This window comes from Streptomyces sp. NPDC058240 (genome assembly GCF_042882135.1).
In the GTDB taxonomy this organism is placed as follows: Bacteria; Actinomycetota; Actinomycetes; order Streptomycetales; family Streptomycetaceae; genus Streptomyces.
In genome coordinates this window covers 387,120-405,228 of sequence record NZ_JBHVWT010000004.1, presented here as the reverse complement: position 1 = coordinate 405,228, position 18,109 = coordinate 387,120, and the positions used below count along the sequence as shown (strand labels likewise).

Annotated in this window: 15 protein-coding genes; 12 read left to right on the top strand and 3 right to left on the bottom strand. The window is 71.0% G+C overall.

Annotated features, from left to right (window positions below; translation table 11 throughout):
* Positions 1-1,061 (bottom strand): phosphatase PAP2 family protein (locus tag ACFVX4_RS11940; RefSeq protein ID WP_389974830.1); only part of this gene is annotated, 1,061 nt, incomplete at its 3' end.
* Between the two features lie 534 nt (positions 1,062-1,595).
* Between ACFVX4_RS11940 and ACFVX4_RS11935 the strand changes: the two genes are divergently transcribed.
* Both ACFVX4_RS11935 and ACFVX4_RS11930 read left to right on the top strand, forming a co-directional pair.
* Positions 1,596-3,299 carry an MFS transporter gene (locus ACFVX4_RS11935; RefSeq protein WP_389974827.1) on the top strand — a complete coding sequence of 568 codons (1,704 nt, stop codon included), beginning with the start codon at positions 1,596-1,598 and terminating at the stop codon, positions 3,297-3,299.
* 73 nt (positions 3,300-3,372) lie between these two features.
* Entirely contained in the window at positions 3,373-4,569 is a 1,197-nt protein-coding gene (locus ACFVX4_RS11930; protein WP_389974824.1) for an acyl-CoA dehydrogenase family protein, read from the top strand.
* Between the two features lie 22 nt (positions 4,570-4,591).
* On the opposite strand, the gene ACFVX4_RS11925 is transcribed toward ACFVX4_RS11930, so the two are convergent.
* Positions 4,592-5,029, bottom strand: coding sequence for a cell division protein SepF (locus tag ACFVX4_RS11925; protein WP_389974821.1), 438 nt, complete (start codon positions 5,027-5,029; stop codon positions 4,592-4,594).
* A gap of 308 nt (positions 5,030-5,337) precedes the next feature.
* Here ACFVX4_RS11925 and ACFVX4_RS11920 point away from each other — a divergent pair, with 308 nt between their 5' ends.
* Positions 5,338-6,573 carry a DUF5685 family protein gene (locus ACFVX4_RS11920; protein ID WP_389974870.1) on the top strand — a complete coding sequence of 412 codons (1,236 nt, stop codon included), beginning with the start codon at positions 5,338-5,340 and terminating at the stop codon, positions 6,571-6,573.
* 118 nt (positions 6,574-6,691) lie between these two features.
* Here the strand turns inward: ACFVX4_RS11920 and ACFVX4_RS11915 are convergent, their stop codons facing one another.
* Entirely contained in the window at positions 6,692-7,651 is a 960-nt protein-coding gene (locus tag ACFVX4_RS11915) for an ABC transporter substrate-binding protein (protein WP_389974820.1), read from the bottom strand.
* A 463-nt stretch (positions 7,652-8,114) separates the two neighbouring features.
* Here ACFVX4_RS11915 and ACFVX4_RS11910 point away from each other — a divergent pair, with 463 nt between their 5' ends.
* The 9 genes from ACFVX4_RS11910 to ACFVX4_RS11870 all read left to right on the top strand — a co-directional run bounded on the left by ACFVX4_RS11910 (position 8,115) and on the right by ACFVX4_RS11870 (position 18,041).
* Complete coding sequence (locus ACFVX4_RS11910; RefSeq protein ID WP_389974817.1) at positions 8,115-8,981, top strand: amino acid ABC transporter permease; 867 nt, start codon at positions 8,115-8,117, stop codon at positions 8,979-8,981.
* Entirely contained in the window at positions 8,978-10,828 is a 1,851-nt protein-coding gene (locus ACFVX4_RS11905; protein ID WP_389974814.1) for an FAD/NAD(P)-binding protein, read from the top strand. The genes ACFVX4_RS11910 and ACFVX4_RS11905 overlap by 4 nt, the downstream gene beginning before the upstream one ends.
* A gap of 74 nt (positions 10,829-10,902) precedes the next feature.
* On the top strand, positions 10,903-11,802 hold the full coding sequence (locus ACFVX4_RS11900) for an amino acid ABC transporter permease (RefSeq protein ID WP_389974811.1): 900 nt from the start codon (positions 10,903-10,905) through the stop codon (positions 11,800-11,802).
* 38 nt (positions 11,803-11,840) lie between these two features.
* The gene (locus ACFVX4_RS11895; protein ID WP_389974867.1) at positions 11,841-12,593 is read left to right on the top strand and encodes an amino acid ABC transporter ATP-binding protein; all 753 of its coding nucleotides are present in this window, start codon (positions 11,841-11,843) and stop codon (positions 12,591-12,593) included.
* 32 nt (positions 12,594-12,625) lie between these two features.
* A complete protein-coding gene (locus ACFVX4_RS11890; protein WP_389974809.1) occupies positions 12,626-13,600 on the top strand; it encodes an ABC transporter substrate-binding protein in 975 nt (324 codons plus the stop codon).
* 62 nt (positions 13,601-13,662) lie between these two features.
* Positions 13,663-14,730, top strand: coding sequence for an LLM class flavin-dependent oxidoreductase (locus ACFVX4_RS11885; RefSeq protein WP_389974806.1), 1,068 nt, complete (start codon positions 13,663-13,665; stop codon positions 14,728-14,730).
* Entirely contained in the window at positions 14,727-16,067 is a 1,341-nt protein-coding gene (locus ACFVX4_RS11880; protein WP_389974803.1) for an NtaA/DmoA family FMN-dependent monooxygenase, read from the top strand. Before ACFVX4_RS11885 ends, ACFVX4_RS11880 begins: the two co-directional genes overlap by 4 nt.
* Positions 16,068-16,071: 4 nt before the next feature.
* Positions 16,072-16,887: a DUF1684 domain-containing protein gene (locus ACFVX4_RS11875; RefSeq protein WP_389974800.1), complete on the top strand. Its 816-nt coding sequence runs from the start codon at positions 16,072-16,074 to the stop codon at positions 16,885-16,887.
* Between the two features lie 254 nt (positions 16,888-17,141).
* Positions 17,142-18,041 carry a S1 family peptidase gene (locus ACFVX4_RS11870; protein ID WP_389974797.1) on the top strand — a complete coding sequence of 300 codons (900 nt, stop codon included), beginning with the start codon at positions 17,142-17,144 and terminating at the stop codon, positions 18,039-18,041.
* Positions 18,042-18,109 lie beyond the last annotated feature (68 nt).

The window sequence follows — 18,109 nt, the reverse complement described above, 5'->3', positions numbered from 1 at the left end:
GATCGAGGGGCGGGGGCCCGGTGGGGATCCCCCCAAACCCCCCCCACCCCGCCGGTCACCGGGCGGGCCGGGCTCGTGCCGCCGCGCGGCGTGCGGTCGGCGTGCGGCGGGCGCCGGCTGCCGGCCGGGGTGACCGGGGTCCGCTCCGAGCGCACCAGATGCGTCGGATGCGACGAGTGCGCGCGCGAGCGGGTGCCCGTGCCGCCCGCGGCCGCCGCGACGACCGGCTCCAGTGCCGGGCTCTGTGCCGGGGCGTCGCCGCCGTCCGGCTGCGGCAACAGCGTGGTCCTCGGGCCTCCGGCCGCGACGGGCACGGAGGGAACGGGACGGCCGAGGCCCCGCAGGTTCTCGCGCTGGGCGAAGATCCATGCCTCGGCCCGGGTGATCAACGGCTCGACCCAGGGCAGGCCCAGCATGATCAGCAGCCCCGCGGCCCAGCCCAGCAGGACATCGCTGAGCCAGTGCGTACCGAGATAGACGGTGGTGAGGCCGACGCCGAGCGAGACGATGGCCGACATGGCCGAGAGATAGCGCCGGGCTCGTGGGGTGGTGGCCAGATAAGCCAGGATTCCCCAGGTCACGACCGCGTTGGCGGTGTGGCCGGAGGGGAATATATCGCCGCCGGCGAAGAGTTCGGCGGAGCCGATCTGGGTCGCGTAGTGCGGGCCGAGACGCCCCAGGCCGATCTTGACCGCGCCGACCGTCACATTGAGCAGCAGCAGCGCCGCGCCCAGCGTCAGCAGCGGCCGCAGCGTGTGCTGCCGCCAGGAGCGCCAGCCGAGCCAGCAGGCGACCATGGTGGCGGTGGGTCCGCGCTGGCCGAGCACGATGTAGTAGTCGAGGAAGGCATGAATTCCCGGCCACTGCTGATACGGCCGGAAGAGCATGACCTTCCAGTCCAGGGCCACCAGCCAGGACGAGACCAGCACGGCAATGACGATGGCGAGATAGAACGCCAACGTCCCGCCGAAGAGTGCGATGCGGTGACGGCTCATCCGCGGCGGCTCTATCTTCGGCGGCTCCGGCTCCCGGTCCAGCCGGGCAAAGATGTCGGTACGCACCCAATCGACGTTACAGCGAGTTAGTGCGAGACCAGGTCGATCCGGTCTCTTTGTGATGACGATGTGATGTGGACTATGTCTCAGCAGGGCCTTAATTCCCGATCCACGTAAGCGACTCGGCGGGCCTTCGCGTTATTGATTTCGCACGCATTTCGGAAGGGTGTTTGGATGCGGGCAGAAAAGCGCAGGAGGTGCCGGTATGAATTTATCCGGGCCTGCCGGGAGGTGGAACGGACGGTGCCGGTCCGGTCACCGGCCGCTTTCGGCACGGGCCCGGCGGGTGCTCCGCGGGGTGGCCGAGTACCGTCCTGTGCCGGGTGCGCAGGGCGTCCTCGCAGGTCCGGGCGGCGGGTCGGCGTGGCGTACGCCACACCCCGTGGTCCGAACGGGTATGAGGTGGACCACGTGTGAGGGCTCCGAACTCGCGTACGCTGACGGACCACTCGCCCGTCGATGCCGGGCCATGAGGAGCGGCGAACCGTCGCATCCCCGGTTGGCCCGCCGAGCGCGAGGGACCTTTTGGGAGGTACATGCATGTCCGGGACGACCACAGCCCGAATCCGGCTGCGCTCAGCAGCCGACGGTGCCAATCGATGGGTCGTCCTCGTCGTCCTCTGCCTCAGCCTCCTGCTCGTGGCACTCGATGCGACCGTGCTCCACGTCGCCGTACCCGCCGTCACCGAGGACCTGCGGCCCAGCGCGGTCGGTCTGCTCTGGATCGTCGACGCCTACCCGCTGGTCTGTGCCTCGCTGCTGATTCTCTTCGGCACCCTCGGGGACCGGGTCGGCCGCCGCCGCGTCCTGCTGCTCGGCTACGCCCTCTTCGGTGTCGCCTCCGCGATCGCCGCGATGGCCGACAGCCCCGGCGTACTCATCGTGGCGCGTGCCCTGCTCGGGGTGGGCGGCGCGATGATCATGCCGGCGACGCTGTCGATCCTCCGGCAGGTCTTCCCCGACCGGCGCGAACGGGCCGTGGCGATCGGGGTCTGGACCGCGGTCGCCGCCGTGGGCGCCGCCACCGGTCCGGTCATCGGCGGCTTCCTGGTCGAGCACTTCTGGTGGGGCTCGGTCTTCCTGATCAACGTCCCGCTGATGGCGCTGGTCCTGCCGGTCGGACGGCTGCTCCTGCCCGAGTCGCGCGGCAGCCACGACGGCCCGTGGGACGTGCTGGGTGCGCTGATGGCCGCGGCCGGAGTGCTCGGGGCGGTCCTCGGGGTGAAGCGGGCGGGCACCGGTGAGGGAGTGCTGAGCCCGGCCACCCTCGCCCCGCTGCTGATCGGGGCGGTCCTGCTCATCGTGTTCGTGCGCCGTCAGAAGCGGCGTACGCATCCGCTGATCGACATCGGGATGTTCGCCAGGCCCGCCTTCTCCACCGCGGTGGGCTGCATCGTCCTCGCCATGCTGGCCCTGGTCGGTCTTGAGCTCATAGCCGTGCAGTACCTCCAGCTCGTCCTCGGCCTGAGCCCGCTCCAGACCGGTCTGCGGCTGCTGCCGCTCACCTTCGCCGCCATGGCCGCGGGCGCCACCGGCTCGTACACCCTGCGCCGCGTCGGTCCGCGCCGGATGGTCGGCTGGGGCTTCGTGCTCACGGCGGTCTCGGTGCTGATCCTGACCGCGATGGGGCAGCACGACCGGCCCGCGCTGCTGACGGTGGCCTTCGTCGCCCTCGGCCTCGGACTCCAGACCACGCTCTTCGGGGCGTACGAATCCATGCTCAGCGAGGTTCCCGCCGACCGCGCGGGCGGGGCGGCGGCGATCGGCGAGACCTCGTACCAGCTGGGCGCGGGCATGGGGATCGCCCTGCTCGGCAGCGTCATGAACGCCGCCTACGCCCCCGGGCTCTCGAAGCTTCCCGAAGCGGGTGTCCCGGCCGGGGCCCGCGCGGCCGCCGCCCACTCGCTGGGCGAGGCCTACCAGGTGGCGGACCGGCTGGGCGGTCCGCTGGGCGCGGTGCTGCGCTCCACGGCGCGCCATTCCTTCATCACGGGGCTGCATGTCACGCTGCTGGTCAGTGCCGCGCTGCTGCTGCTCGGGGCGATGGCCGCGCTGCGGCTGCCGCGGGTGATGGACTGCCCGTCGCCGACGCTCGACGATCCCGAGCAGGCCGACGCGAGCGAGGTGCGCGAACACCGCGCAGCGCACGAGACCCCTGCCCCTGGCCGTGCGCAGCTGCCCCTGCCGCGGCCCGCCCGACGCCGACCCGCCGAGGCGACCGGCTCTGGACGGGCGGCACACTGAGCCGTAACGTCGGTGCGACGCCATAACTAACACTGCTAGTTTTAGCATCGCGCGAGCCGCCGGAGGCGCCCTGATGTCCACCACCCAGTCCTCGAAGCTCCCACCGTTCGACCCCGCCGACCCGATCGGCATCGACGACCTGCTCGACGACGAGGACCTCGCGATCCGCGGGACCGTCCGGGACTGGGCCGCCGACCGAGTCCTGCCGTACATCGCCGAGTGGTACGAGAGCGGCGAACTGCCCGGCATCCGCGAGCTGGCCCGTGAGCTCGGTTCGCTCGGCGCACTCGGCATGTCCCTCCAGGGATACGGCTGCGCGGGCGCCACCGCGGTCCAGTACGGACTGGCCTGCCTGGAGCTCGAAGCGGCGGACTCGGGGATCCGCTCCCTGGTCTCCGTACAGGGATCGCTCGCCATGTACGCCATCCACCGCTTCGGCTCCGAGGAGCAGCGCCGGCGCTGGCTGCCGGGCATGGCGGCCGGCGAGATCATCGGCTGCTTCGGCCTCACCGAGCCGGACCACGGCTCCGACCCGGCCGGGATGCGCACCCATGCCAGGCGTGACGGCGGGGACTGGGTGCTCACCGGCCGCAAGATGTGGATCACCAACGGCTCGGTCGCCGGGGTGGCCGTCGTCTGGGCGCAGACCGACGACGGAATCCGCGGATTCGCCGTGCCGACCGACACTCCCGGCTTCTCGGCGCCCGAGATCAAGCACAAGTGGTCCCTGCGCGCCTCGGTCACCAGTGAGCTGGTCCTCGACGAGGTGCGGCTGCCTGCCGATGCCGTGCTCCCGGGCGTCACCGGACTGCGCGGCCCGCTCAGCTGTCTCAGCCATGCCCGCTACGGCATCGTCTGGGGAGCCATGGGCGCGGCCCGCGCCAGCTTCGAGGCGGCCGTGGACTACGCGAGGACCCGGGAACAGTTCGGCCGGCCGATCGGCGGCTTCCAGCTCACCCAGGCCAAGCTCGCGGACATGGCCGTGGAACTGCACAAGGGCATCCTGCTCGCCCACCATCTGGGCCGGCGGATGGACGCGGGCAGGCTCCGCCCGGAGCAGGTCAGTTTCGGAAAGCTCAACAATGTGCGGGAGGCGATCGACATCTGCCGTACCTCGCGCACGATCCTCGGCGCCAACGGGATCTCGCTGGAGTACCCGGTGATGCGCCACGCGACGAATCTGGAGTCGGTGCTCACCTACGAAGGAACCGTGGAGATGCACCAGCTGGTGCTGGGCAAGGCGCTCACCGGTCTCGACGCGTTCCGGTAGACCGGTCCGGCGAGCGCCCTGCTCAGCTCTGGTTGAAGAAGCCGTCGGTCCGCCGGCCGGCGGCTTCGGTGACCACCTGGGTGTCGGCCGGGGTCAGCAGGAAGACCCGGGTGGCCACGCGCTCGATCGAGCCGCGCAGTCCGAAGATCAGCCCGGCGGCGAAGTCCACGACACGCTTCGCGTCCGTGGGGTCCATGGTCGTGAGGTTGACGATCACCGGGACGCCGTCCCGGAAGAGCTCTCCGATGGCCCGCGCGTCCCGGAAACTGTCCGGGGTGACGGTGGCGATCCGGCGGCCCGTCTCCTCGGCGGCCTCCGACGCGACCTGCACCCGGGGGTCGGTCACCCAGCCCTGACCGGTCCCGGTCTGCGGGCCCTCGGCGTACTCGTCGTCGTAGTACCGCTCGTCGTTGTCCTCCACGAGGCCCAGCCAGGCACTCGCCTTGCGCACCGATCCCATGGACGCCTCCTCTCACCGCGGTTCTGTGGTGTTCCGCATCTTTTTCGTGTCCCTATGGTCGTCCATGATGCGGATCGTGCGCCAAGTGGATAGTCGGCGCGCAGGGGATTCGTGACGGTACTGGTGCAGAAGATATGGCGATTCGTCAGGGTTTCTCCTGCATAAGGAGTCTGAAAGAAAGAAAATATGATGCCCCGGGCCGTATGGGTGACATGGGGGACGTACGGGTGAACGGGGTGCTCGATACGATGCACGTCGCGCAGCCGCACGAGCTCGGCGCACAGGTGAACGACTCTCGGGGGATCGTCGTGTTCGGAATAGTCAGGCCCTGCACCCATCGGTTGTCCGAGGGGCTCAGGACCGAGTGGATGGCCCATCTCTGCGGGCTCTGTCTCGCACTTCGGTCCGATCACGGGCAATTCGCCAGGATCGTAACGAACTATGACGGACTGATTGTTTCTGTTCTGACGGAGGCTCAGGCCGAGCGCACCACCGGATGGCGGCGCACCGCGGGGCCCTGTCCGCTGCGCGCCATGCGGACCGCCCCGGTCGCCCGCGGCGAGGGAGCCAGGCTGGCCGCCGCCGTCTCCCTGGTACTGGCCTCGGCGAAGGTCCGGGACCACGTCGCGGACGGGGACGGCCTGTTGGGGCGCCGCCCGGTGGCGGCCGCCGCACGCCGGGTCGCCGCGGGCTGGGACCGGGCCGGCGCGCGCACCGGCGCACAGCTCGGCTTCGACACCGCCCTGCTCGTGGATGCCGTCGACCGGCAGACCGGCATCGAGCTGATCGCCGGGCCCGGCACCCCGCTGCTCACGGTCACCGAACCCACCGAGACCGCCACCGCGGCCGCCTTCGCCCACACCGCGGTGCTCGCCGGCAAGCCGCAGAACGCGGCACCGCTCGCCGAGGCCGGCCGCCTCTTCGGGCGGCTGGCGCATCTGCTGGACGCCGTGGAGGACCAGGAAGCTGACGCCGCGTCGGGTGCCTGGAACCCGCTCACCGCGACCGGCACCTCGCGCGCCGAGGCGCGACGGCTGTGCGACGACGCGTTGCACGGCGTGCGGCTGGCGCTGCGCGACGCGGAGTTCACCGACGGCAAGCTGGCCCATGTGCTGCTGGCGCACGAACTGCGCCAGTCGGTGGACCGGGCCTTCGGCACCACGGCGTGCTCGCACCAGGCGGGTGGCGTGCTCCTGGACGGAGCTGCCGCTCCGTCAGGCACCCGGCCGGCCGGGGCCTTCGGGCCGCCGCCGGGCAATCCGTACGCACCGAGCCCCGGCGGCCCGGCGGGTCCGCCGCAGCCCCCGCCCGAGCCGCCGCGCGACCGGCACGGTCTGATCATGGGCTGCCTGGTGTGGGCGGGGCTGGCCTGTACCTGCCAGATGTGCTGCGGCACGTTCGACGACCCGTGGAGCCATCGGCGCCGCGACGGACTCTGCAACCAGTGCGACTGCGGCGACGCCTGCGATGCGTGTGACTGCTGCAGCAACTGCGGGGACTGCTGCGATTCATGCGACTGCTGCGGCTGCGACTGCAGCTGCTGAGCCGGGCGCCCGCCTCCGCGGCCGGTCCTCGCCTCTGCGGCCGGGCGCCCGCCTCTGCGGCTGGTCCCCCGCTTCTGCGGCCGGGTGCCCGCCTCCATGGCCGGGCGCCCGGCCCGGATCACTTGATCTCGGGTGGCGAGATCTGCGAGGTCCTGATCGCCGACGCGCCGATGCCCCACTTCTTCAGGATCCGGTCGTAGGTGCCGTCCGCCTTCAGGCCGTTCACCGCGGCCTGGAAGGCGGGCGCCAGCGGGGTGCCCTTCTTGAAGGCGAAGCCGACGTCGAGGCGCTTGAACTCATTGAGGAAGCGCACGCCCTCCTGCTGCCCCACCGCGTACCGCAGCCCGTTGATGGTGGACATCACCACATCGCTGCGGCCCTGCTGGAGCGAGGCCCAGGTGGCGCCCTGGTCGTTGTACGTCTTCACGTCGTACGGCTTGCGGCCCGCGTCGGTGCACAGGTGCCGGCTCTCCTCCAGGGTCACCTCGAAGGTGGTGCCCGCGCCGGTGCCCACGGTCAGGCCGCAGAGCCGGGTGAGATCGGTGGCCTCCTTCAGCGTGCTGTCGTCGCGGACAGCGAAGCCCTGGCCGTCATTGATGTACGTGACGAAGTCGATGGTTTTGCGGCGCTCCTCGGTCACCCCGAAGTTCCCGGTGCCCACGTCGTACTTTCCGCTGCCCAGCGCCGGCAGGATCGCCTCGAAGGAGGCCACCTCGCGGGTGAACCTCAGCCCGAGCTTCCTGGCCACCGCGTCCGCGAAGTCGATGTCCGTGCCGGCCACCGTCTTCCCGTCCGCGAGGTAGGTGGCGCCCGGCGGGTTGCTGACGCTGGCGGCGATGGTCAGGGTCCCGGCGGCGCGGACATCGGCGGGCAGCAGTTTCGCCGCGACCTCGTCCTTGCGCACCGACGAGACCACATCGGTCGTCGGCACCTTTCCCTTGGCGGCCCCGTCCCCGGCGGCCCCGTCCCCGGCGGCGCCGGCCGGTGCGGACGCCGGGTTGCCGGACCCGCACGCGGTGAGGGCGAGAGCGGCGACGGTGATCAGTGCGAAGGCAGCGGTGTGCCGGGTTCGGGGCATGAGGTGTGGCTCTCCAGAGTCGTCGGCCGTGAGCGGACGCGGCGGGGCAGCACGCGGCGACCCCACGGTCGGGGCGAGGAAGTACGGCGGAGCGAGGGGAGGGGAGAACGGCGTTGTGTGTGAAGGCACGCGGGGAAAAGTGCTCAGGCGCCGGACACGGCGCGAGGCAGAGGCGCGGGGAGACGCAGGGGGTCAGCTCAACAGGAGGAGGACCACACGCGACCGAAGTCGATGTGGGAGCGCTTGACCAGCCACTGCTGCGAATGCATGGCCCAAGTGGAACAGGCATCCGGTGGCCCGTCAACTGAAGTGAGACGTACGGCTCATAGTGTGGACAGGCTTGACAATGCGTGGTGAACGGCGCTTACCTCGGGAGCGGACCGGCGCTGAGGGGCCCGGTCCACGTTGTGTTTCGGCTGAAGGTACGCCCCGTGTTCGATCTCTGCATCCACGGAGCCTTCGCATGTCCGCGCAGACAGAAACCCTCCCGCACTCTCCCCCCGCCCCGCTCACCGAGAGCGACGGAAACGACCGGCTCCGGATCGTTCCGGTGCGCCGAACAGGCCAGTGGGCGGCGGCCGTCGCAGTCCTCGCGCTGCTCGCCCTGGCGCTGAACTCCGTCATCCGCAACGACGCCTTCCAGTGGGACATCGTCGCCGAGTACTTCACCACCACCGCGGTCCTGCGCGGCCTCGGCCTCACTCTCTGGCTCACGGCACTGGTCATGGTGCTCGGCTTCGCCCTCGGCGCCCTGCTCGCCGTCCTCAGACTCTCCGCCAACCGCGTGCTGCAGACGGTCAGTTGGGGATACATCTGGCTGTTCAGGTCCACCCCGATCCTGGTCCAGCTGCTGTTCTGGTTCAACATCGGCGCGCTGTACCCGGAGATCCTCGGCGTCCGTACGGTGAACCTCCTCGGCCCCGTCACGGTCGCCGTCATCGGGCTCACCCTGCACGAGGCCGCTTACGCCGCCGAGGTCGTCCGCGGCGGCATCCTCTCCGTCGAACGCGGACAGATCGAGGCCGCCCAGTCGCTCGGCCTCGGACCCTGGCGCCGGTTCTGCCGGATCGTCCTCCCGCAGGCGATGCGCTCCATCGTCCCGCCCGCCGGGAACATGCTGATCGGCACCCTCAAGGGCACCTCGATCGTCAGCATCATCGCCGTACAGGACCTGCTCTACTCCGTGCAGCTCGTCTACCACCGCACCTATCAGGTCATCCCGCTGCTGCTGGTCGCCACCATCTGGTACGCCGTGGTCACCTCGCTGCTCGGCATCGGCCAGCACTACGTCGAGCGGCACTACGCGCGCGGCACGGCGGGTGCCCGATGAGCGGGACGCCGGCGCTCGTCGTCATAGGCGGCGGACCGCGCGGCACCGGCCTGATCGAGCGCATCGCCGCCAACGCCCCCGACCTGTACCGGAACCGCCCGCTGACCATCCATCTCGTCGACCCGTACCCGCCCGGCGGCGGACGGATCTGGCGGCACGACCAGTCGCCGCTGCTCTGGATGAACTCCATGGCCGAGGACGTCACGATGTTCACCGACGACACCGTCCAGCAGGAGGGGCCGGTCCGTCCGGGGCCCGCGCTGCACACCTGGGCGGCGGACATCCGGGACGGGCGCGCGACGCTTCCGGACGGGGCAGGCGTCGAACCCGAACTCCTCGACGAGATAAAGACCTTGGAGGGCAGCGACTTCCCGAGCAGACGACTGCAGAGCGTCTATCTGCGCTGGGTGTACGAGCAGGCCGTGGCCGCCCTCCCGGAGGGCATCACCGTCCACTGGCACCGGGGCAGCGCCGTCCGTGTCACCGGGCCGCGCGAAGGCCGGCAGCGCGTCTGGCTGGCGGGGCGCGACACTCCGCTGCTCGCCGATGCCGTCGCCGTCACCATCGGCCACCTCGACGCCGAACCCGACCCGGAACAGGTCGAGTTGGCCGACTTCGCGGACCGGCACGGACTCGTCCACCTGCCGCCGGACTTCACCGCCGACACCGATCTGACCGAGGTGCCGGCGGGCGAGCCGGTCATCGTACGGGGCTTCGGGCTCGCCTTCGTCGATCTGATGGTGCTGCTCACCGAGGGCCGCGGCGGACGCTACGAGGACGGCGAGTACGTGCCGTCCGGCAGGGAACCCGTGCTCCACATCGGATCGCGCCGGGGCGTCCCGTACCACTCCAAGATCGGCTATGCCTGGAAGGGCGAACGGCCGCCGCTGCCGCGCTTCCTCGGCCCGGACCGGACCGAGGCGCTGCTGAGGGCGGACCGGCCGGTCGACTTCTGGCGCGATGTGTGGCCATATATCGACAAAGAGCTCGGGCATGCCCACTACCACCGGCTCTTCACCGCCCACCCCGAGCGCACGACGGGCGACTGGGCCGGCTTCGAGGAGAAGTACGCCGCCGCGGACCCGGCAGGACCCGAGCTGGCCGCCCTCGTCGCGGCCGCCGTCCCCGACCCCGCGGACCGGCTCGACCTCGAAGCGCTCGACCACCCCCTGGACGGGGTGCGCTACCCCTCGTACGACGCACTGCAGGAGGGACTGCGCGGCTACATCACCGCAGACCTGGAACGCCGCCACGATCCCGCACACAGCCCGGACCTCGCCGTCTTCCTCGGACTGCTGTCCGCCTACGGGCAGTTGATCCGGCTCGGCGACATCGGAGGCTGGTGGCACGGCTTCTTCAGCTATCTCGCATCCGGCCCGCCCGGACCCCGGCTGCACCAGCTTCTCGCGCTCTCCCGGGCCGGTGTCGTCCGCTTCCTCGGCGCCCGAATGACCGTCGAGACCGATGAGCGGCGGGGCCTCTTCCTGGCCGGCAGCGCCACCGTGCCGGGGCAGCGGATAGCGGCCCGCACCCTGGTCGAGGCCCGGCTGCCCGACCCCACGCTGGAGCGCACCCGCAGCCCGCTGCTCCAGGAGCTGTACGAGGACGGGGCCGCCGCCACCGCCACCGGGCTGCTCTCGGTCGCCCCCGACAGCGGCCGGATCCTGGACCGCGACGGCAGGCCGCACCCGCGCCGCTTCGCGCTCGGCCCGTTCACCACCGCCCGCGCCGGCGGAGCGTTCACCCGGCCGCGCACCGGCGGCCCGGCCTTCCGGCAGAACGACGCCACCGCCCGTACGGCGCTCACGTTCCTCCGGGACCTCGCCTGTACCTGTAGCGACGGCTGACCGCGAACCAGGAGCACCCTCCTGGCGCACGGCCCCCCACCCCGCCCTCGTACACCGCAGCCCAAGGACCCCTCATGTCCCTCACCAGCGATCCACCCATCGACAAGGCGACCGGACCACGCGTCGCCCCGCCCACCGCCGACGACCACGACGCGCTCACCGTTGTTCCCGTGCGCCACCCCTGGCGCTGGGTCGCCGTCGCCGCCACCGCCGTCGTGCTCGCCCAGTTCCTGCACGGACTGGTCACCAATCCCGGCTGGGAGTGGGACGTCTTCGCCCAGTTCTTCACCGCCGAGACCATCCTCAGGGCCGTCTGGGTCACCCTCCAACTGACCTTGTACGGCACGGTCCTCGGCTTCGCGCTGGGCATCGTGCTCGCCTTCATGCGGCTGTCGGCCAGCCCGTTCCTCGGCGCGGTCGCCTACGCGTACATCTGGGCGTTCCGCTCCATCCCGCTCATCGTCCAGCTGCTCTTCTGGTTCAACCTCGCCTATCTCTACAAGGAGTTGCAGTTCGGCATCCCGTTCGGGCCCGGCTTCTTCTCCTTCGACACGATGAACCTGGTCGGTGCGATGAGCGCGGCCGTACTCGGGCTCGCGCTGCACCAGGCCGCCTACGCGGCGGAGATCGTCCGCGGCGGCGTACTCGCGGTGGACGGCGGCCAGTTGGAGGCCGCCGCGGCGCTCGGGATTCCCCGGCACCGGCAGCTGCGGCGGATCGTGCTCCCGCAGGCGATGCGGTCCATCCTGCCGAACGCCGCCAACGAGATCATCTCGCTCTTCAAGGGCACCTCGATCGTCTCCGTGATGGCGATCGGCGAACTCTTCTACCAGGTCCAGGTCGTCTACGGACGCAACGGCAGGGTCGTGCCCCTGCTGATGGTCGCGACGGTCTGGTACATCCTCCTGACCACCGTGCTCTCCGTCCTCCAGCACTACGTCGAACGTCACTACGCCAAGGGGGCCGCGCGATGAGCAGCACCACCGAAGACACCACCCCGACCCCGGACGCCATGGTCGAGATCCGCTCCGTCCACAAGAGCTTCGGCAGTCTCGAAGTGTTGCGCGGCATCGACCTGTCCGTACGCCCCGGAGAGGTCACCGTCGTCCTCGGCCCGTCCGGCTCCGGCAAGTCCACGCTCCTGCGAACCATCAACCACCTGGAGAAGGTCGACCACGGCTGGATCAGCGTCGACGGCACCCTGGTCGGCTACCGCAGGGACGGCAACAAGCTGTACGAGCTCCGCGAGCGCGAGGTGCTGCGCCAGCGCACCCGGATCGGCTTCGTCTTCCAGAACTTCAATCTCTTCCCGCACCTCACCGTGGTGGAGAACATCATCGAGGCCCCGGTCGCCGCCCTCGGCCGCCCGAAGAAGGAGGCCCTCGCCGCCGCGGAGAAGCTGCTCGCCCGGGTCGGGCTCGCCGACAAGGCGGGGGCCTATCCCAAGCAGCTGTCCGGCGGGCAGCAGCAGCGGGTCGCCATCGCCCGTGCGCTGGCCCTCGAACCGAAGCTGCTGCTCTTCGACGAGCCGACCTCGGCGCTCGATCCCGAGCTGGTCGGTGAAGTCCTCGACGTCATCAAGGATCTGGCGCTCCAGGGCACCACCATGATCGTCGTCACGCACGAGATCGGCTTCGCCCGCGAGGTCGCCGACACCGTCGTCTTCATGGACGAGGGACGGATCGTCGAGCAGGGCGCCCCCGGCGACGTGCTCGACCGTCCGAAGCACGAGCGCACCCGCGCCTTCCTGTCCAAGGTCCTGTGATCCCCACCGTGTTCTCTCCGAGGAGTACGCCCGTGTCCGTCCGCCGCACCCTCTTCGCCGCGCTCGCCACCCTCACCGCCGCGGGACTGCTCACCGCCTGCGGTGCCGGTGACGCCGCGACCGACGAGGTGAAGCCGAAGGGGCAGCGGGGCACCGGTATCAACATCGGCCCCGACCAGCACCGGATCCGGGGCGAGAAGGACGACGCCATCGCGGCGAAGGTGCCCGAGGCCGTCCGCGAACGGGGCACCCTGCGGCTGGGCGCGAGCGCCGACGCCTCGCCACCGCTCGGCTTCTACGCCACCGATGACAAGACCCGGATCGGCTCCGAGATCGACCTGGCGACCCTGATCGCCGACACGCTCGGCCTGAAGCCGCAGTTCGAACAGGTCTCCTGGGAGAACCTCTTCGTCGGCCTGGACAGCTCCAAGTTCGACGGCGTGCTCTCCAACGTCACGGTCACCGAGGAGCGCAAGGAGAAGTACGACTTCGCGACCTATCGGCTCGACAACATCGCCTTCGAGGCCCGGAAGGGCTCCGGCTGGAAGGTGAAGGAGCCGAAGGACGTGGCGGGGAGGACGATCGCCGTCTCGTCCGGGACCAACCAGGAGAAGATCCTCGTCGACTGGAGCGAGGAGAACGTCAGGGCCGGGCGCAAGCCGGTCGACATCAAGTACTTCCAGAAGGACACCGACTACTACCTGGCCCTCCGGTCCGGCCGGATCGACGCCTACCTCGGCCCCAGCCCGTCCGCCAACTACCACGTGGCATCGGCCGGCCAGTCCGAGATCGTCGGCACGCTGTCGGGCGCGGGCGACGGGCTCCAGGGCAAGATCGCCGCCACCACGAAGAAGGGCAGCGGCCTGGTCGGGGCGTACGCGGCCGCCATCGACCACATCGTGCGGGACGGCTCGTACGCCGAGGTGCTGAAGCGCTGGGGGCTCACCGACGAGGCCGTCACGAAGTCCGAGATCAACCCGCCCGGTCTGCCCAGGCCCGAGAGCTGAGCCCGAGAGAGCCCCGAGAGAGCCCCACGAGAGCCCCGAGAGAGCCTTGAGAGGTATCACCCATGCCTGCCACCGCGCCCCTTCACCTGGCCGCCGAGATCGGCGGTCCGCCCCGTTACGACCCCGGGCACTACATCGGCCTCGCCCGGCTCGCCGAGCACGGCGCCCTCGACTTCGTCACGCTCGGCGACTCCTTCGCCAGACCCGGACTCGACGCGCTCGCCGTGCTCTCCCGGGTCGCGCCCGCCACCGGCCGGATCGGCCTGGTGCCCACCGTCACCACCACCCACACCGAGCCGTTCCACGTGTCGTCCGCCGTGGCCACCCTGGACTGGGTGAGCCGCGGCCGGGCGGGCTGGAACATCGATGTGTCGACGACCGGGGCCGAGGCCCGGCTCTTCGGCCGACGTCCGGCGGCGCCCGCCGACGAGCTGTGGCGCGAGGCCGGTGAGAGCGCCGACGTGGGCGCCCGACTGTGGGACAGCTGGGAGGACGACGCCGAGATCAGGGACGTCGCCACCGGACGCTTCATCGACCGCGGCAAGCTGCACTACGTCGACTTCGAGGGCGCCTCCTTCTCCGTCCGGGGCCCGGCGATCGTGCCCCGGCCCCCGCAGGGGCACCCGGTCACCGTCGTCGACGGGACGAGCGGCCCGGCCCGGGAGACCGCGGCCCGCCACGGAGATGTCGTCCTGGTCCGGGCCACCGCCCCCGAGCAGGCCGCCGCGGCCCGTGCCGATCTGCGCCGGCGCGCGGCGGCGCACGGACGCGACCCCGACACGCTCCGGGTCCTGGTCGCGCTCACCGTCGACCTCGGCGACGCCGAGACCGCCCCGGAACCGGGACTGGAGAGCGGACCACCGCTCGCCGCCGGCGGCTCGTACTACCGGGGCGGTCCGGTGGACCTCGCCGAACTGATCGCCCGGTGGCACCGCGGCGGAGCGGCGGACGGCTTCCACCTCACGCCCATCACCCCCGGGCGCGACCTCGAACGGATCGTCAACGGCACCGTGGCCCTGCTCCAGCACCGCAGCCTGTTCCGCACCTTCTACCCCGGCGGCACCCTGCGCGAGCACCTGGGGCTGGCCCGCCCCACCAACCGGTACGCCCTCGAAGGAGGACGGGCATGAGCACCGCGACGAGGCAGATGCATCTCGCCGCCCACTTCCCGGGCGTCAACAACACCACCGTCTGGGCGGACCCCCGCTCCAGGAGTCAGATCGACTTCTCCTCCTTCGAACACCTCGCCCGCACCGCGGAACGCGGCACGTTCGACTTCTTCTTCCTCGCCGAGGGGCTGCGGCTGCGCGAGCACAACGGCCGCATCCACGATCTGGACGTGGTCGGCCGTCCCGAGTCCCTCACCGTGCTGGCCGCACTGGCGGCCGTCACCGACCGGCTCGGCCTCGCCGCCACCGTCAACGCCACCTTCAACGAGCCGTACGAACTGGCCCGCCGCCTCGCCACCCTCGACCACCTCAGCGACGGACGGGCCGCCTGGAACGTCGTCACCTCCTCCGACGCCTTCACCGGGGAGAACTTCCGGCGCGGCGGCTACCTCGACCGGGCCGACCTCCCCCAAGTTCTCGGCTCCGCTCGAACAGGGGGGACCCCCTACGCCCGGGCTGCCGAGTTCGTCGCCACCGCCCGCGAGCTGTGGGACGCCTGGACCCCCGACGGCACCCCGCGCCCGTTCAGGCACCAGGGGCAGCACTTCGCCATCGAGGGCGAGTTCACCGTCCCGCGCTCCCCACAGGGCCATCCGGTCGTCATCCAGGCCGGGGACTCCCCGGAGGGCCGCGAGTTCGCCGCATCGGCCGCCGATGTCATCTTCACCCGGCACGGCACCCTGGAGGCGGGCCGCACCTTCTACGCCGACGTCAAGGCGCGGCTGGTGAAGTACGGCCGGGAACCCGACGAGCTGAAGATCATGCCCGGGGTCACCTTCGTACTCGGCGACAGCGACGCCGAGGCCCAGGAGAGAGCGGCCGAGATCCGCCGCCAACAGATCTCCCCGCAGACGGCGCTGCTGGCCCTGGAGCAGATCTGGGGCCGTGACCTCTCCTCGTACGACCCCGACGGGCCGCTGCCCGACATCGACCCGGACCCCGAATCCTCGCTGGTCCAGGGCCGGGTCAAGCACGGCGACCCCCTCGCCGTCGCGGCGCGCTGGCGTGCGCTGTCCGAGGAGAAGGGGCTGTCCATCCGGCAGACCGTCATCGAGACCACCGGCCGGCAGTCCTTCATCGGCAGCCCGCGGACGGTCGCGGAGCAGCTCACCGAGTTCGTCGCCGCCGACGCCGCCGACGGATTCATTCTCGTACCGCACCTCACCCCGGGCGGCCTGGACGACTTCGTCGACCGGGTCGTCCCGCTCCTCCAGGAGCGCGGGGTGTTCCGCTCCGAATACACCGGTCCCACGCTGCGGTCGCATCTCGGGCTCGCCGAGCCGGTATGGAAAGGTTGATCGCATGAGCACGGACGCACCGCAGCCGCACGGATTCGAGCAGGCGGCACAGGACTGGAAGCACTGGCACGAGGAGCGCACCGCCACGGTCGCCGGCCCCTATGGACCGCTCTCCCTCACCGGCACCCACTGGCTCTCCGACCACCCGGAGGGCCGCATCCCCGAGGTACCCGGGCAGTGGCGGGAGGACGGCGACGAGCTGGTGCTCAGCGCCTCCGCCGCGGACGGGCTGACCGTCGACGGCGAGCCCTTCACCGGCCAGGTCCGGCTCACCGCCGACCGCGGCCCGATCGACGAGTCCCGCGTCGCGCACGGCGAGCGGCGGCTGGTCGTGCTGAGCCGCGAAGGGCTCTGGGCGGTACGGGACTTCGACCCGGACTCCCCGGCGCGGCGCGCCTTCCGGGCCATCGAGGCCACCCCGTACGACGCCCGCTGGGCGCTCCCGGGCACCTTCCGCCCGTACGACAGCGCCCGTACGGTCCGGGTCGAGAACGCCGACGGGGTCGAGCGCGGTCTCGGACTCGCCGGCGAGATCGCCTTCGAGGTCGACGGCACGGAGCACACGCTGCATGTCGCGGTCGAGCCCGACGGCTCGCTCTGGGCGGTCTTCGCCGATGCCACCAGCGGAAACAGCAGTTACCGCTTCCGGTTCCTGCGGCCCGCGGCGCCCGACGAGGACGGCAGGGTGACGGTCGACCTCAACCGCGCGCTGCTGCCGCCGTGTGCCTTCGCGGACCACTTCATCTGCCCCTTCCCGCCGCCCGGCAACACCCTTTCCGTCGCCGTCGAGGCGGGGGAGCGCAACCGCGTCGACAACTGACGCACCGCCATATTCCGTCGGGACAGCGGCCCAGGCAGCCCATGCGCTGCCTGGGCCGTTCCCGTGCGGTGCGACAGGTTCAGGCCAGCAGGCCCCCTTGCGCCACAAGTTGACGCCTTGAATACTCCCGAGCAGCGCTTGTCAGGAGCACGGCATGTCCGCATCGCGGGCCCATGGTCGTGCCGACGACTGCGCCTCACGGGTCCGACCACCCCACAGGCGGACCCCCGACTTCCCCTCGGGAGGAATGAAAAGTGAGGATCAAGCGCACTACCCCCCTCAGCAGCACCGCGAGACGCACCAGGACCGTCGCCATCGCCGCGGGTCTTGTCGCCGTCGCCGCACTGGCCGTCCCCAGCGCCCAGGCCGACACCAACACCACCTTCAGCGCCCAGCAGCTCTCCGCCGCGAGCGACGCCGTGCTCGGCGCCGATGTGGCGGGCACCGCATGGAACATCGACCCGGTGTCCAAGAAGCTCGTGGTCACCGCGGACCGCACGGTCTCGAAGGCCGAGATCGAGCAGATCAAGCAGTCCGCCGGAGCCAACGCCGGCGCCCTGAAGATCGAGCGCACCACGGGGAAGATCAGCAAACTGCTCTCCGGCGGCGACGCGATCTACGCCCCCGGCTGGCGCTGCTCCCTCGGCTTCAACGTCCGCAGCGGCAGCACCTACTACTTCCTGACCGCCGGTCACTGCACCGACGGCAACCCGCCCTGGTACACCAACTCGTCGAACTCGACCAGCATCGGCCCGACGGTCGGCTCCAGCTTCCCGACCAACGACTACGGCCTGGTCCGGTACGACAACGCCTCGGTCTCCCACGAGGGCACCGTCGGCAGCGTCGACATCACCGGCGCGGCCAACGCCACGGTCGGCATGTCCGTCACCCGCCGCGGCTCCACCACCGGCACCCACAGCGGCTCCGTCACGGGCCTCAACGCCACGGTCAACTACGGCAACGGCGACATCGTCTACGGCATGATCAAGACCAACGTCTGCGCGGAGCCCGGCGACTCCGGCGGCCCGCTCTACTCCGGCTCCAACGCGATCGGTCTCACCTCCGGCGGCAGCGGCGACTGCTCCTCCGGTGGCACCACGTACTTCCAGCCGGTCACCGAGGCGCTCAGCGCGTACGGGGTCAGCGTCTACTGACGTACCGGCACCCCCCCGGTCCGCCCCTCGAACAAGCGGCCGACCGAGCCAGAGCCCCCGTCCGAATC

Bases quoted from the DNA above. Each gene is read 5' to 3' on its own strand.
- ACFVX4_RS11885 (WP_389974806.1), top strand. From the start codon at position 13,663: ATGCCTGCCACCGCGCCCCTTCACCTGGCCGCCGAGATCGGCGGTCCG.
- ACFVX4_RS11915 (WP_389974820.1), bottom strand. From the start codon at position 7,651: ATGCCCCGAACCCGGCACACCGCTGCCTTCGCACTGATCACCGTCGCC.
- ACFVX4_RS11930 (WP_389974824.1), top strand. From the start codon at position 3,373: ATGTCCACCACCCAGTCCTCGAAGCTCCCACCGTTCGACCCCGCCGAC.
- ACFVX4_RS11895 (WP_389974867.1), top strand. From the start codon at position 11,841: ATGGTCGAGATCCGCTCCGTCCACAAGAGCTTCGGCAGTCTCGAAGTG.
- ACFVX4_RS11910 (WP_389974817.1), top strand. From the start codon at position 8,115: ATGTCCGCGCAGACAGAAACCCTCCCGCACTCTCCCCCCGCCCCGCTC.
- ACFVX4_RS11905 (WP_389974814.1), top strand. From the start codon at position 8,978: ATGAGCGGGACGCCGGCGCTCGTCGTCATAGGCGGCGGACCGCGCGGC.
- ACFVX4_RS11935 (WP_389974827.1), top strand. From the start codon at position 1,596: ATGTCCGGGACGACCACAGCCCGAATCCGGCTGCGCTCAGCAGCCGAC.
- ACFVX4_RS11900 (WP_389974811.1), top strand. From the start codon at position 10,903: ATGTCCCTCACCAGCGATCCACCCATCGACAAGGCGACCGGACCACGC.
- ACFVX4_RS11925 (WP_389974821.1), bottom strand. From the start codon at position 5,029: ATGGGATCGGTGCGCAAGGCGAGTGCCTGGCTGGGCCTCGTGGAGGAC.
- ACFVX4_RS11880 (WP_389974803.1), top strand. From the start codon at position 14,727: ATGAGCACCGCGACGAGGCAGATGCATCTCGCCGCCCACTTCCCGGGC.
- ACFVX4_RS11875 (WP_389974800.1), top strand. From the start codon at position 16,072: ATGAGCACGGACGCACCGCAGCCGCACGGATTCGAGCAGGCGGCACAG.